The following is a 13,810-nucleotide window of genomic DNA, read 5'->3' on the forward strand; positions in this document are numbered from 1 at the left end:
AGGCACCAGCCAGGGGAGTGCGTAACAAACGCGCAAAAATTCACGGGGGGTGCCGGGGGTTCCGGCACCTTCGCAACCAGCCTAGCGGGGCGCCCCAACGCCGGCGAGCGGCATCTTCTGCGTAGCGTCAGCGACCCTCGTGAAACCTGGCGGAATGACTCGTCAGAGGGCTTAAGAAGCGCAGCAACGCCGCCAGTGCATCGCCGGCATCGCCGCCGAAGCGGTCCAGCAGACTGGCCGGCGCCTGCGACCAATCCACCGGCGGCACAAAACGGCCCTGCGCGCCGCACCACAGCGAGGTCTGCGACAATTGCTCTCGCCACCAGGTCCGCCAGCGCCGCAGCGTCCGCATCGGGATCGCCCCGGAGTGTCGCCGTGCTCGTGATACATTTTGGGACGTCCAAGTCGCCAAAACGACTGCGCTCGGCGACAGCCTTGGTGCCCGGATTCGCCCTGCGGTCGCCGCCGTGCCCGACTCCCCGTTGGTCCGCCGGGCACGACAGTGCCCACAAATGGCTTGACGGCGTGTCGGATGCGCTCTGCATATTGCCTGCGCGGCTTCGGGACTACGCCCCTTCGCCACTGCGGCAATACGCTCGCACCTACGCCTATCCGGGACTACGCGCCCTCGCTTCGCTCTCCATGGCGCGCAGCGAGTGTCGCGGCCAAGGCCGCGGCTTTTGGGTGATGTCCGCTATGGCGCAACGAGGCCACCACGACGATCACGCCGAGATAGACTCGCCGGCCCAGTGTTAATGGCCACTTAAACTGACCCACTACTGGCCAACAATTTTGACCCACCCCCTGGTGGCCGTCAGGCCGTTGAAACCCTACTCTCCTGGCCCTTTGCCGGTCGGGGGAAGTCTTGAAGGAGTGGGTCGTGATACACAAGATCAAAGCCATGTACGACGACGGGCGTGGGAGCTCGATCCGGGAGATCGCCCGGGCCTTGCAGATGTCGCGCAACACCGTCCGCAAGTATGTCGCGCTGGATGAGGCAAGCATCGAGGCTGGGCTCAGTGACCGCAGTCGGCACAAGAGCTTGGACGAGCACCGGCGCTACATCGTCCATCTGCTGGGGACCTTCCTCAAGCTGAGCGCGGTCAAGGTCAAGCGCAAGCTGGAGGAGAAGGTCGGTCCGCTGGCGGTGTCCAGCCGCTCGCTGCGGCGCTACATCAGTACGCTACGGGAGGAGGTTGTCCAGGCGCAGCCGCGTCATTACGAGCCGGTGCTGGACCAGGTCCCCGGCGTGCAGTGCCAGGTGGACCCCGGGGAGTTGCGCGAAGTGCTCATCGGCGGTGTCGCCACCACCGTCTACTTCGTGGTCTTCGTCCTGTCGTTCTCGCGCCTGATGTACGTTGGGACGTCGCCTCGGCCGATCGACACCGAGACGTTCATCTGGTTGCACGATGCGGCGTTCCGCTTCTTCGGCGGTTGCCCGGAGGAATGCGTCTACGACCAGACCCGTCTGGTGGTCTTAGACGAGCGTTACCGGGAGCTGGAGCTCAATCAGCGCTTCGCCCAATACGCCACTGGCGCCGGTTTTCGCATCCGCGCCTGCGCGGGCTACGATCCCGAGAGCAAGGGCAAGGTGGAGGCCGGGGTGAAGTACGTGAAGTACGATGGCCTCTATGGCGAGCAGTTCGAGGACTGGGGCGCGATGGAGGAGCACCTGCACCGCTGGCTGGAGGAGGTGGCCAACGCCCGCCTCCACGGCACCACCAGGCGGGTTCCGCGAGCGCACTACGTGGCCGAGGAGCAGGCCAGGATGCGCCCCTATCTGACACCCGCGTATCTGGCGCCGAGCGGCGTTGCGGGCGAGCCGCGCAAAGTTGACAAGACGGGGCTCATCTCGTTCCGGAGCAACAAGTACTCGGTGCCGATGGCCTACCAGTCGGGCCGGATCAGTGCCCTGGCCAGCCCCGACGGCCAGCTCCACCTCTATGCCCTGCCCGGCGGAGAACACATCGCCAGTCACGCGCTGAGTCAAGGCAAGGGAGAGATCATCAAGAACGCCGACCACTACCGTGACAAGGCCCGGGCGGTGGCCGACCTCGCGGCGGACATCGAGCAGGCCCTCGGCGAGGCGCTGGGGCGGCGTCTGTGCAGCCCATCGATGCTGCGGCGGAAATCCGCCGGCTCGATCGCGACGAACACCCGGCTTTGCGGGGTCAGCTGCAACATCACCGTGCCTCCAGGAAGCGCTCCAGCACGCAGTGCGGGTCCATCCCCGCACCGGGCTCGATGCGCAGGCGCAGCCCGTCGGGGCGGATCAGCTCCAAACACCCCGCCAGGCGCGCCCGCCGCAGCGCCGGCGTCATCTGCTCCGGAACCAGCTCAACGAACGTCGCCTGGACATCCGCCGCTCGCCGCCGCCGGCCGCGGCCGAAGAGACCGCGACGCCGGTTGAGATCCCGGCCGCTGAGGCGCAGCCGGCGCGCGACGGACGACACCCCATCGCGCTCCACCAGCGCGATCGCCTCCGACCAGAGCCGATCAGGGATCCGCTCCCCGCGACGCTTCTGCCGCCGCCAGTCTTCGAAATGCGCCGCCACCTCGTCTAACGTCAAGGTCGGGCTCAGCCGCGCGTCGGTGTCACTGCTCATCGGGCCTCCGGTGTCTGTTCGCCACCGGCAACATCCTATTCACCACGCTGTCAACCGGTCACGCACGCTTGCCGGAACTACACGACTTGATGGCGCACAGGGTTCCGTGCGCCAGCGAACGGATGCCCGCTCTCCGCGATGGTAGCTTCCCCGCGAACACCAGGTTCCTCGAGGAGGCACAGCGCCATGGCCCGAGCACGCACGACCCTTTCGCCCCGTACCGCGGTTCTCCTGAGCGGCTCCCTGATCCTTGGACTCGCGGGCCCGGCGCTCGCCCAGTTCACGAACTGGACATCCCCCGCGGTGGGCATGCAGGTCGCCCAGGCTTCCAGCACCGTACAGGACATTCAACGCGAGCTGAATCGACTGGGCTACAACGCGGGACCCGTCGATGGATCCATGGGGCCCCGCACGCGCGCGGCAATCCAGGCCTACCAGCGGGACCACGACTTGCGGGTGGACGGCCAACCCAACTCGAGCCTGCTGTCTCATGTTCGCGACACGGCCAGAAGCGGAAGGTCAGAACCGATTCGTTCTGGACCCGAACCGTCGTCACGACAGATCGCGGATACTCAGGACGCGCTCCGCACTCTCGGATACGACGTCGGGCGCCCATCCAGCCGGCTCACCGACGAGACCCGGGCCGCCATCCGAAGCTACGAGTCCGACCACGGCCTGCTGGCATCCGGTCAGCCCAGTGCCGAACTGCTCGAACACATGCGCCGAAACATCCAAACCACACCGGAGGCACCTACCGCAGTCGATGCCAACACGATCGCCGGAATCCAGGGCGAGCTGCGCCTGCGCGGCTACCAGATTCCCCGCGTCACGGGCCAGATGGACACCCAGTCCCGTCAGGCCATCCGCGACTATCAGCAGGGACAGGGCGTGGCCGTAACCGGCGAACCCAGTGCGGCTCTGCTGGCCGATCTCCGCGCCGTGCGCACCGAGCCGGCCCCTGCCGCCGGTTTGACCCGCGAGCAACGGGCGGCGGCACAGCGGGCACTGAGCGCGCGTGGCTACGAAGCCGGTCCGCCGGATGGCGTACTGGGTCCACGCAGCCGTGACGCGATACGGACGTTTCAGGCCGACAACGACATCACGCCGAGTGGCGAACTCACGTCTCGCACGATGGCACTTCTCGGCCTCGGCAGGACAGATGCCGTAGCTGAGCCGCCAGCGATCAAGACCAAACCTTACCGTGTAAGGGCCCGGGACGACTTCTCGGACGGCGACCACACCCGGAATCCGGCCTGGCGCATCGCCTCCGGCCGCTTCGAGGTGCGCGGCGGGGGGCTGAATTCGACAATGGTCCCGCCTTCGGAACGCACCGAGGCCATGGGCCGGCAGATCCTCGGCAACCTGCTGCAGCAGCAGCTCGGGTTCACGCTTCCGGGGCAGGAGACGGCAGCGGCGGCCTACCTGCCGACCCGACTCGGTCCAGAGTTCCGGATCACCGCTCTGGTCTCCGGCTCCGCGGAGGCGCACAGTCACATCGATTTGGGCCCCTACCGGGGCAACAGGCTGAACCAGGGTTACCGCCTCAACTACCGCACCAGCCAGTCGCGGCCGCTGCAGCTCATCGTCGTGAATGAAAGCGGTATCTCGGTCATTGCCAGCGCGAGGCTCCCGCTCGACGGCGGCGCACCGCACCGGTTGGTCTGGACGCGTGATGCCGAAGGGCGGATGACGGTCACACACAAGGATGCGATCCTCATCGATGTGGTCGACAGGACCGAAAACGAGACCTTCGATGGCTTTTCGCTGATCAATGCCGGTGGTGATTGGACCCTGCACGAGGTGATCCTCGAGGATCGCGGCTGACCCACAGCCGGGGAACTCCACGCAGCCCTTCCAATCGTGAAGGGCTGCAACGCCTTCGTTCCCGCGCTCTGAGGGATACTACTTCGGAGGAGGAAATGGCCCGCGTGAGCGGGGCATCCGTCTATGGGGCGACAGACCGGCGTGGGATCAGTACTTGTACAACATGCCGTTGCCGATCCGAACGCGGTCCCCGACCCGGAAGTCGGTAGCGTTGGAATGCGCCAGGGCCTGATAGGCACCGTCATTCATACGCACGGAAATCCGGTAGGCATCCGCTGACGATCCCCGCTGCCGCTTCTCGATCTCGTGACCCAGATAGGCGCCACCCGCGGTGCCGGCAATTGTCGCGGCGGTGGTCGCCCCTCCGGAACCGATCTGACTACCCACGATCCCACCGGCTACCGCACCGGCCACGGCACCCACTCCGATTCCCGATCCCCCGATGCCACCCGGCTCCTGCTGGATATGCTCGACGGAGTTCACGACGCCATAACCGGCATACAGGTTCCGATTGTCAGTCTGTGTCTGGCCGCTGGACGTGCCGCCATCTGCACCTCCGAAGGGCGAGCCGTTCGTCGTTGCACAACCGCCAAGCACCAGGGCCGCCACCATTGCGACCGTTGACCCGGTGGCCCTTGTTACTCTTACTCTTGTTGCTTTCATGTATGTCTCCTTGAGACTCGTTTGAGAAGGCCGCGCACCAACGGAACCGGCACCGCAGTCGTCGCGACGTGCAGGCTCACCGAGTTGCCGATGCGCATCTCGATACCGCCCAGTTAAACCTACCTTCACTCCGCGCGGGCTTGGGTCTGCACATCGCACTGGATTGCCGAGCGTTGGAGTCATCGTCCTCCTTGCGGCGAATTGCTTCTGTACGCTGACGCTCTTTAGAGGATGCTATCCTCATCTTTGATTTTCGTCCCCTGTAAGGCCATTTGTGGAACACAACATGGATTCTTTGAGACCCTGAAGAATTGCCTTTCCAGCTAAGAAGGCCAGCAAAAATAACTTGAATACTTGCGATGGTCGTACCCATCGTTTTGGTGAGGCGGACCCTGACACCTGCATCTCCTAAACGCCGCAGTGCCTGGGCAAGACCTCTATCCAACCCTCATGACGCGGCTCCCCGCATGGCGCGAGCGCTTGCGCATGACCCCTGATCCTTTGGAGCCTGCCATGCGCATCGCCATCGCTGGCAACATCCGCGCAATCGACAGCTTGTTGCGGTCGCGCCAGATACCGAAAGGAGCCGAACGTGCGGCAGCGTACAGACAGCCATCGCTAGCGAGAGTACAAAAGGGCTATCGCATTGGGTTAGTGGGACGCTGGCAGATGAGCGTGTCGCCCGTTGCGAAGACAAGAATCGTACAAATCCTGACCGGAGTTTGACCATGAAACGCACGAGCCTTCGCACGACGTCGACCGCTGCCCTCGTTCTCGTCGGAACGGTCATGACGGTCAGCGCTTTCGCCCAACCGCCACAAGGCGGCTACGGTCCGGGCTATGGGATGGGCCCCGGCATGATGGGTGGCCCCGGCCCCGGATACGGACAAGGTCCTGGCTACGGTCCGGGCTATGGGATGGGCCCCGGCATGATGGGTGGCCCCGGATACGGACAAGGTCCTGGCTACGGTCCGGGCTATGGCATGGGCCCCGGCATGATGGGCGGCCCCGGCCCCGGATATGGACAAGGTCCCGGCTACGGTCCGGGCTATGGCATGGGCCCCGGCATGATGGGCGGCCCCGGCCCCGGATACGGACAAGGTCCCGGCTACGGTCCGGGCTATGGCATGGGCCCCGGCATGATGGGCGGCCCCGGCCCCGGATACGGATACGGACAAGGTCCCGGCTACGGTCCGGGCGATGGCATGGGCCCCGGCATGATGGGTGGCCCCGGTCCTGGGAACGACGAGGAGCCCGGCCTCAACCGGACCAGATAACCTGTTGAGCCGCTTGAAGCGCAAGCCTTGGGAGCCGGCCCGGGCCAGAACTACCAGAACACCGGTTCAGCCCATTGCGGTCTGATCATTCCCGGTACGCGGTAGCCTGATGGATCTGCGCTTCGAGACGCCTCTGCCCTCGATCTATCAGGTGCTGCGCGCGGGGTCGGAAGGCCGGATCCGCCTCGAGGTGTTGGCGCAATGGGATGCCTATCATGTGCGTCGGATCAGTCTGACACCCACGCAGGGACTCCCGCCCGGCATGCCAGTGGAGGACAGCGGCGGGCCTCTGATGGCCCCGGTGGGCACAGGCATCCTTGGGCGCATGTTCGACGTGTTCGGCCACGCCCTCGACCGCCAGCCGGTTCCCGCGGATGTTCAATGACGCTCGTTGCACGCGCCGCCGCCGCTCGCGCGGCGGTCCACCCAAAAGGATATCCCCGAGCGTGCGCTCTACCTCATAACTTCGACCACCGGTTGAGCTCCCCGCCGATGACCCGGTGTAAGGCGCTGGCCTCGCGCGGCATTGGCGCCGATACCCTACCATGACAGTGAGCCTTGGCCCGAATCACGGGCAAGGCCGTCCTTGTAGTCCTTGATCGCCTTGTAGTGCTTGATCGCCTTGTAGTCCCTGAGGTCTAATCCTTGCAGCCCCCTCCATGAACCCAGGAGCAACCCTCCATGCCCACCGGTTTCATTCCCACCCACGGCGGCTACAAGAATCTGCGCTCCTATCAAAAGGCCGAAATCGTCTACGACGCCACAGTCCATTTCTGTCAGAGATTCCTCGAAAAACGCGACCGCACCTATGACCAGATGGTTCAGGCCGCCCGATCCGGCAAGCAGAATATCATCGAGGGCAGCATGGCATCCGGTACGTCGAAGGAAATGGAAATCAAACTGACCAATGTCGCCCGCGCCAGCCTGGAGGAACTGCTGGCCGACTATCGCGACTTTCTGCGCGTGCGCGCCATCGCGGAGTGGCCAAAGGAGCACCCTTACGCGCTGCGGCTGCGAGAGCTGAACCGCATTCCTGGGGCCACTTACGAGACCTTTCGCAAGGGCGTCGAGCATCCCGATCCGGCCATCTGCGCCAACGTGATCATCGGATTGATTCGGGTGACGAGCCTGCTCTTGGATCGCCAGATTCAGGCACTGGAGAAGGCGTTTGTTCAGGAAGGTGGGATGCGTGAACGCATGACCAGGGCGCGGCTTGATGAGCGTGACAGACAGCGTAGCAGGGCGCGGTGATTCTTGATGACTTTAAGGACCACAAAAAGGCTCCAAGGAAAGTTGTCTTTGTTGTCCTTGAAGTCCTTGTGGTCTTTAAGAGAACTAAGGACTTCAAGGACTGCAAGGACAACAAGGACAATTGAGTTCTACGGTCCTTGCAGTCCTTGCAGTCCTTGCAGTCCTTGCAGTCTCGAAGAATCCCAACCCACAAGCATTCCAGGCCCTCATCGACCAGACCTTTGCCGCCATCGGCGTGGCATCATTCGTGGCGCAGCCATTGAGAAATCAGCCCATGACCACGGCAACCCAAACCCTTGACCCGGAACGCCTGCGCAAGCTCGACGCTTGGTGACGCGCGGCGAATTTTCTCTCGGTCGGACAGATTTATTTCTACGACAATCCGCTGCTGAAAGAGCCGCTTGCGCTGTTGCACATGCATGCGGCTCTGCGGGACGAGGTTGAGCTTCGGCAGAAGCGCTGAGCCGCTGGTCACCCGGTATTCGTGGTTCGGCGCGAACCGCGACGCCCCCCAACGACCTTGACAGGAGGGGCGTACGATGGATAGATGACCGGACATCCGTCAGAGGAGCCTGACCATGGCGCGTGAGCAGAGACCAGCGAATCCCGACCCGGGGACCACCGTCATGGCCGCCGACTCGCAGGGTGCGGCGCCGCCGCCCGCGGGCGCCGACACCAAGGACCCCGGACGACAGGGGCCGAGCGATGCGACGACGGAACCCGACCGGACCCGCGCGGAGATCGGCCCGGCTTCGTTCCCGATCGTCGGCATCGGTGCCTCGGCCGGGGGGCTGGATGCCTTCCGGCGTCTGCTGAAGCGGCTGCCCGTCGACGCCGGAATGGCCTACGTGTTGATCCAGCATCTGGCGCCGGACCATGACAGCCTGCTTGCGGCCCTGCTCGCGGAGGCCACGGCGATGCCAGTGATCGAGGCGCGCGACGGTCAGCCCATCGAGCCCGACCATGTCTATGTGATCCCGCCGAACCGCACCCTCGGGGTCCACCATCGGCGCCTCGTGCTGCTCGAACGCGAGCTCGAATCCGGCCGGCATCTGCCGGTGGACTATTTCCTGAAGACCCTCGCCGAAGACCTCGGCCGCCAGGCGATCGGCGTCATCCTCTCCGGCACCGCGTCGGATGGCACCCTGGGTCTCAAGGCGATCAAGGCCGCCGGCGGGCTCACCTTCGCCCAGGACACAAAGAGCGCCGAATACTATGGCATGCCGGGCAGCGCCATCGCCGCCGGGTGGGTCGATTTCGTGTTGTCCCCGGCGGAGATCGCCAAGGAACTGGCTCGGATCGCCGCCCATCCCTATCTACGGCACCCGCCGCCCGAGGTATCCGGGGGTGTGACCGAGATCGAGGATGATCTCGCAAAGGTCTTCCTGCTGCTGCGCTCACGGACCGGCAACGACTTCAGCCTCTATAAGCGCCCCGCGATCCTGCGACGCATCCGGCGCCGGATGGCCGTGCACAAGCTGGAGCGGCTGGCCGACTATATCCACTACCTACAGACGCAGCCGGCCGAAATCGACCGGTTGTTCGAGGATCTGCTGATCTCCGTCACTGCCTTCTTTCGCGAGCCCGAAGCATTCGACACGCTGCGCGAGCAGGTCTTTCCGCACCTGTTCGACGAGCGGCGCGCGCGGCGGCGCGTGCGGGTCTGGGTACCGGGCTGCGCGACCGGCGAGGAGGCCTACTCGCTGGCGATCGCGATGCAGGAGTTCCTAGGCGACCGGGTCGCGGGGATCGGCATCCAGATTTTTGCCTCCGATATCGATGACAAGGCCATCGCCAAGGCACGGGCCGGGCTATTCGACGCTTCGATCGCCGGTCAGGTCTCGCCGGAGCGACTGCGACGCTTCTTCGTCAAGTCCGCCGGCGGCTATCGGATCACCAAGTCGATCCGCGACCTGTGCGTCTTCGCGGTCCAAAACCTGATCAAGGATCCGCCCTTCTCCAAACTGGATCTGATCTCCTGCCGCAATCTCCTGATCTATTTCGATAGCCCGCTGCAGAAACGGGCCTTGCAGATTTTCCATTACGCACTGGAGCCAAATGCCTTCCTGCTGCTCGGTTCCTCCGAATCGATCGGCGCCCAAGCCGACCTGTTCGCGTTGCTAGACAAGCAGCGCCGGATCTATGTCAAGAAGTCATATGTCCCACGGGTCGATTACAGTTTCATGACGAAGATCCACCAACGACCCGACGAGGGCGCCACCGCCAGCCTGGAGTCGACAGCCGATACCGCGCGGCGGCAGCCCGATCTAGCCCGGACCGCCGACCGCCTGCTATTGGCCCATTACGCACCGCCCGGGGTCATCGTTTCGCGCGATCTGGAGATCCTGTACTTCCACGGCGAGACCGGCCCCTACATGGATCCGGCCCCGGGAGCCGCGACCCTGAACCTGATCAAGCTCGCGCACAAGGACCTCGCCGTCGAGTTGCGCACCAGTCTCCACAAGGCGCTGCGCAACGGGCAGGAGATACACCGTCTTGGTTTACGCTACCGACGCGATGGGGCGCCGGCCGAGATCAACCTCCGGGTCCTGCCGATGATGACAGGCGACGAGATCGATCACCTGATGGTGTTGTTCGAAGAGGTCGGTCGGGTCGCGGACGCGGACCCCGCGACGGACGCCGATGCGCGGACCGGCGATGACAGGCCGCGCGTGGCCGACCTCGAACGCGAGCTGGCAGTGACCCGCGAACAGCTTCAGGCCATCATCGCCGAGCTGGAGGGTACCAACGAGGAGCGGCAAGCGGCCAACGAAGAAATCCAGTCGGCGAACGAGGAGTTGCAGAGCGCCAACGAGGAGCTCGAGACGGCCAAGGAAGAGCTGCAATCGACGAATGAGGAACTGGCGACCGTCAACGACGAGCTGGAGAGCCGCAACCGGGATCTGGCCGAGGCCAACAGCCATCTCAACAACCTGCTGGCCAGCGTCAACCTGCCAATCCTGATTCTTGGGCAGGACATGAGGATACGCCAGTTCACGCCGCAGGCCGGGAAACTGCTCAACCTGATCGGCGGGGACTATGGCCGCCCAATTGGCAACATAAATGCCAATATTCGGATCCCGGAGCTGGAGGCACGGGTCACAGCCGTGATCGAGGAGATGCAGTCCCAGGTACTGGAGTTGCAGGACAACGCCGGTCGCTGGTACTCGGTGCGCCTGCGTCCCTACAAGACGCTCGACAATCGCATCGATGGCGTGGTGATCGCCTTCATCGATGTCGATGACCTCAAGGAGACAGAGCGCCTGCGCCAGACCCTGGCCCTCGAACGAAGGCTGGCTACCCTGGTGCGGGACGCCAACGACGCCATCATGGTCCAGGGGTTCGACGGGCGCATCCTGGCCTGGAACCCGGCCGCCGAACGCCTGTTCGGTTACAGCGAGTCCAAGGCCATCGAGATCGGTATCGAGCCCATGGTCCCGGCCGCCGCCTGGCCCGCCTACCGCGCCCTGCTGGAACGTCTGGCGCGCGGCGAAGCCATCGAGCCACAGAGGCTGGAGCGGCGCCACGCCGATGGGCGGACCCTGCGCGTCCTGTTGACCGCCACGACCCTACTCGACCAACACGGCCGACCCTATGCCGCCGCCACCACCGAACGGGTCCTTGGCGGAAAGGATGGCTGATGAGTCGCTTGGCTTGGGAAGGGTCGAAATGCGGCGTCACATCAACCGACAACCGATCGCGACGCCCGAGGCGACCACGCCGCCGCCCGGCCTAGCACCCAGAGTCAGGCCAGGACCGGCGATCAGGATGGCTCGCCACATCCGGGACCGCCCCGATGGAAGACCAGACTCGGCTGACCGCAAGGAGCCGGCAATCGGACCCGGGTCAGGCAGGCATGAGGGACCTCGAGCATCAGCAGACGGTTGGCCGGCATACCGAGCACGGCCCCGAGCAGAATCCGGATGATGCCACCATGGGTAATCACCAGGAGGCGAGTGAACGCCAGGTCCTGAAGCCGCCGCCAGGCATCCAGCGCACGGACCTCGAGGGCCGAGAAGGGCTCGGCGCCTGGCGGCGTGTAAGCGACCGGATCGGACCAGAATCGGGTGAGGTCGGCCAGCGGGATCTCCGCGGCGGTGCGCCCCTCCCACTCGCCGAAATCGCGCTCGCCCAACTCGGGCCAGACCTCCAGCGGCCGATCGAGCCGATAGGCCAAGTGCTCGGCGAAGGCGGCGCAGCGACGTGCCGGGGAGGTCACGAGCCGATCCCAGGTCCGGCCCGCGACCGCCGCCTGCATCTGAGCGACCCCGGTCTCGGTCAATCGATCGTCGAGCGCGCCGCGAAATCGCGCCCCACCCAGTGTCTCGCCGTGACGGAGCAGATCGATGAAGCGATCCTCGGCACGCGCCGCCAGGTTCGGCGCGCGCGCGCCGAGGGTGGAAGAGGTCTCAGCGAACACGATCGATCCCGAAAAGTGGCCATGGTAACAGGACCGCGGGTCGGGCGAGGGCGGTGAACGCTTTTCTTGCTGCCGGTCAATGCCATCGATCGGATCCATAGGGAAAATGAAAAGTCTTTTTGCCCATGAGGATCGCGATGAACCAAGCTACGAGGCTTTTGTTGAGCGGCGACGAGGCGGTCGCGCTGGCGGCGCTGACGGCCGGCGTGCGGCTCGGAACCGGTTACCCAGGCACCCCATCGACGGAGATCCTGGAATACCTGGACCAGATCGGCGGTCGCGCCCAATGGGCGCCGAATGAGAAGGTCGCCCTCGAGGTGGGTCTGGGCTCCGCCTTCGCCGGCGCCAGAACGCTGGTCACGATGAAACACGTCGGCCTCAATGTCGCGGCCGATGTGCTGTTCACGGCCGCCTACACCGATGTCCCCGGCGGACTCGTCATCGTCTCCGCCGACGACCCCGGCATGGCCTCCAGCCAGAACGAACAGGACAACCGCCATTACGCGCGGGCCGCCGGCGTCCCGATGCTCGAACCCGCCGATTCGCAAGAAGCCTACGACATGACGCTGGCCGCCTTCGATCTCGCCGAACGCTGGCAGATCCCGGTGTTGCTGCGTTTGACGACCCGCATCTGCCACTCCAAGACCGTCGTCGCGACCCGCTCGCCCGCCCCGCCGCCGGCCGAACCGCATTTCGTCCGCGACATCCCGGCCCGCGTCATGATCCCGGCCTATGCCAAGCCGGCACATCGGCGCTTGCGCGACAAGCTCACGGCGATCGCGGCCTGGAACGAGGAGCAGGGTCCCAACCGCGTCTACCCGGGCGACAGGTCGCTCGGCATCATCGCCTCGGGCGTGTCCGTCGCCCATGCGCGGGAGGCCGCGCCGCAGGCTAGCTTGCTGGCGCTAGGGCTCACCTACCCGCTCCCGTTGCAGCGGATCGCCGCGTTCGCGGCCAGCGTCGAACGGTGCCTGGTCATCGAGGAAGGTGACCCGGTCCTCGTCAACGAACTGCGTGCGGCCGGGATCGCCGTCGAGGGCAAAGCCGAGATGTACCGCTTCGGCGAGCTGACGGTTCCGCGCGTGCGACGCGTCCTGGCCGGCGACGAGAGCCCGGAACCGGTACCGCCACGCGGCAAACCGCCGGAACTCTGCCCTGGCTGTTCGCACCGCCCGGTCTTCGAGATCCTGTCGCGACTCGGCTGTATCGTCTCCGGCGACATCGGCTGCTACACACTCGGCGTGCTGCCACCGTTTCAGGCCATGGATACCTGCGTCTGCATGGGTGCAGCCATCGGCGTCGGACTCGGGCTGCGTCATGTGCTGCCAGAGGCCGAGGCGCGTCGCGTGGTCAGTGTCATCGGCGACTCGACCTTCGTTCATTCGGGCCTGACGGGCCTCGCCGAGATGGTCTACAACCCGCCGTCGACCGGCCACCTGGTCCTGATCCTCGACAACGGCACCACCGCGATGACCGGGCGGCAAGAGCACCCGGGCACCGGTCGCACCCTGAACCACGAGCCGACCGGCAAGATCGATTTCGCTGCGCTGGCCCGCGCGATGGGGATTCCTCGGGTGCATGAGGTCGATCCGATGGCCGATGACGCGGCCTTCGCCGAGTTGATCTCGAGCCTGCTCGCCGGCAACGAGCTGGCGCTGGTCGTGGCCCGGCGCCCCTGTGTGCTGGCTGCACCGCATATCCGGCTTTACGAACAGGCCGCCGCCGAAACACACGCCAACCGCTGCGCCGCCGCGCCGACCGAGTAAGGA

The 13,810-nt window shown here is 65.3% G+C and carries 11 protein-coding genes; 7 read left to right on the top strand and 4 right to left on the bottom strand.

Going from position 1 to position 13,810, the window contains the following annotated elements:
- Nucleotides 1-127: 127 nt before the first annotated feature.
- Nucleotides 128-352: a hypothetical protein gene (locus ABC977_RS10975; protein WP_369667305.1), complete on the bottom strand. Its 225-nt coding sequence runs from the start codon at nucleotides 350-352 to the stop codon at nucleotides 128-130.
- 528 nt (nucleotides 353-880) lie between these two features.
- Here ABC977_RS10975 and istA point away from each other — a divergent pair.
- On the top strand, nucleotides 881-2,410 hold the full coding sequence (gene istA, locus ABC977_RS10980; RefSeq protein ID WP_369667306.1) for an IS21 family transposase: 1,530 nt from the start codon (nucleotides 881-883) through the stop codon (nucleotides 2,408-2,410).
- A 382-nt stretch (nucleotides 2,411-2,792) separates the two neighbouring features.
- Nucleotides 2,793-4,430, top strand: a complete 1,638-nt coding sequence (locus tag ABC977_RS10985; RefSeq protein WP_369667307.1) for a peptidoglycan-binding domain-containing protein — start codon at nucleotides 2,793-2,795, stop codon at nucleotides 4,428-4,430.
- Between the two features lie 147 nt (nucleotides 4,431-4,577).
- Here ABC977_RS10985 and ABC977_RS10990 read toward each other — a convergent pair whose 3' ends face one another.
- On the bottom strand, nucleotides 4,578-5,093 hold the full coding sequence (locus ABC977_RS10990; RefSeq protein WP_369667308.1) for a glycine zipper 2TM domain-containing protein: 516 nt from the start codon (nucleotides 5,091-5,093) through the stop codon (nucleotides 4,578-4,580).
- A gap of 728 nt (nucleotides 5,094-5,821) precedes the next feature.
- Between ABC977_RS10990 and ABC977_RS10995 the strand changes: the two genes are divergently transcribed.
- The 3 genes from ABC977_RS10995 to ABC977_RS11005 all read left to right on the top strand — a co-directional run bounded on the left by ABC977_RS10995 (nucleotide 5,822) and on the right by ABC977_RS11005 (nucleotide 7,621).
- Nucleotides 5,822-6,370: a hypothetical protein gene (locus tag ABC977_RS10995; RefSeq protein ID WP_369667309.1), complete on the top strand. Its 549-nt coding sequence runs from the start codon at nucleotides 5,822-5,824 to the stop codon at nucleotides 6,368-6,370.
- 109 nt (nucleotides 6,371-6,479) lie between these two features.
- On the top strand, nucleotides 6,480-6,755 hold the full coding sequence (locus ABC977_RS11000) for a hypothetical protein (protein WP_369667310.1): 276 nt from the start codon (nucleotides 6,480-6,482) through the stop codon (nucleotides 6,753-6,755).
- Between the two features lie 296 nt (nucleotides 6,756-7,051).
- The gene (locus ABC977_RS11005) at nucleotides 7,052-7,621 is read left to right on the top strand and encodes a four helix bundle suffix domain-containing protein (RefSeq protein WP_369667311.1); all 570 of its coding nucleotides are present in this window, start codon (nucleotides 7,052-7,054) and stop codon (nucleotides 7,619-7,621) included.
- Nucleotides 7,622-7,862: 241 nt separating this feature from the next.
- Here the strand turns inward: ABC977_RS11005 and ABC977_RS11010 are convergent, their stop codons facing one another.
- On the bottom strand, nucleotides 7,863-8,096 hold the full coding sequence (locus ABC977_RS11010) for a hypothetical protein (RefSeq protein ID WP_369667312.1): 234 nt from the start codon (nucleotides 8,094-8,096) through the stop codon (nucleotides 7,863-7,865).
- 103 nt (nucleotides 8,097-8,199) lie between these two features.
- Here ABC977_RS11010 and ABC977_RS11015 point away from each other — a divergent pair, with 103 nt between their 5' ends.
- Nucleotides 8,200-11,262, top strand: a complete 3,063-nt coding sequence (locus ABC977_RS11015) for a chemotaxis protein CheB (RefSeq protein ID WP_369667313.1) — start codon at nucleotides 8,200-8,202, stop codon at nucleotides 11,260-11,262.
- A gap of 122 nt (nucleotides 11,263-11,384) precedes the next feature.
- Here the strand turns inward: ABC977_RS11015 and ABC977_RS11020 are convergent, their stop codons facing one another.
- Nucleotides 11,385-12,041, bottom strand: a complete 657-nt coding sequence (locus ABC977_RS11020; RefSeq protein WP_369667314.1) for a histidine phosphatase family protein — start codon at nucleotides 12,039-12,041, stop codon at nucleotides 11,385-11,387.
- Between the two features lie 137 nt (nucleotides 12,042-12,178).
- On the opposite strand from ABC977_RS11020, the gene ABC977_RS11025 reads away from it, so the two are divergent.
- Entirely contained in the window at nucleotides 12,179-13,807 is a 1,629-nt protein-coding gene (locus ABC977_RS11025) for a thiamine pyrophosphate-dependent enzyme (protein WP_369667315.1), read from the top strand.
- Nucleotides 13,808-13,810 lie beyond the last annotated feature (3 nt).

The sequence above is a fragment of the Thioalkalicoccus limnaeus genome (assembly GCF_041197575.1).
Taxonomy (GTDB): Bacteria; Pseudomonadota; Gammaproteobacteria; order Chromatiales; family Chromatiaceae; genus Thioalkalicoccus; species Thioalkalicoccus limnaeus.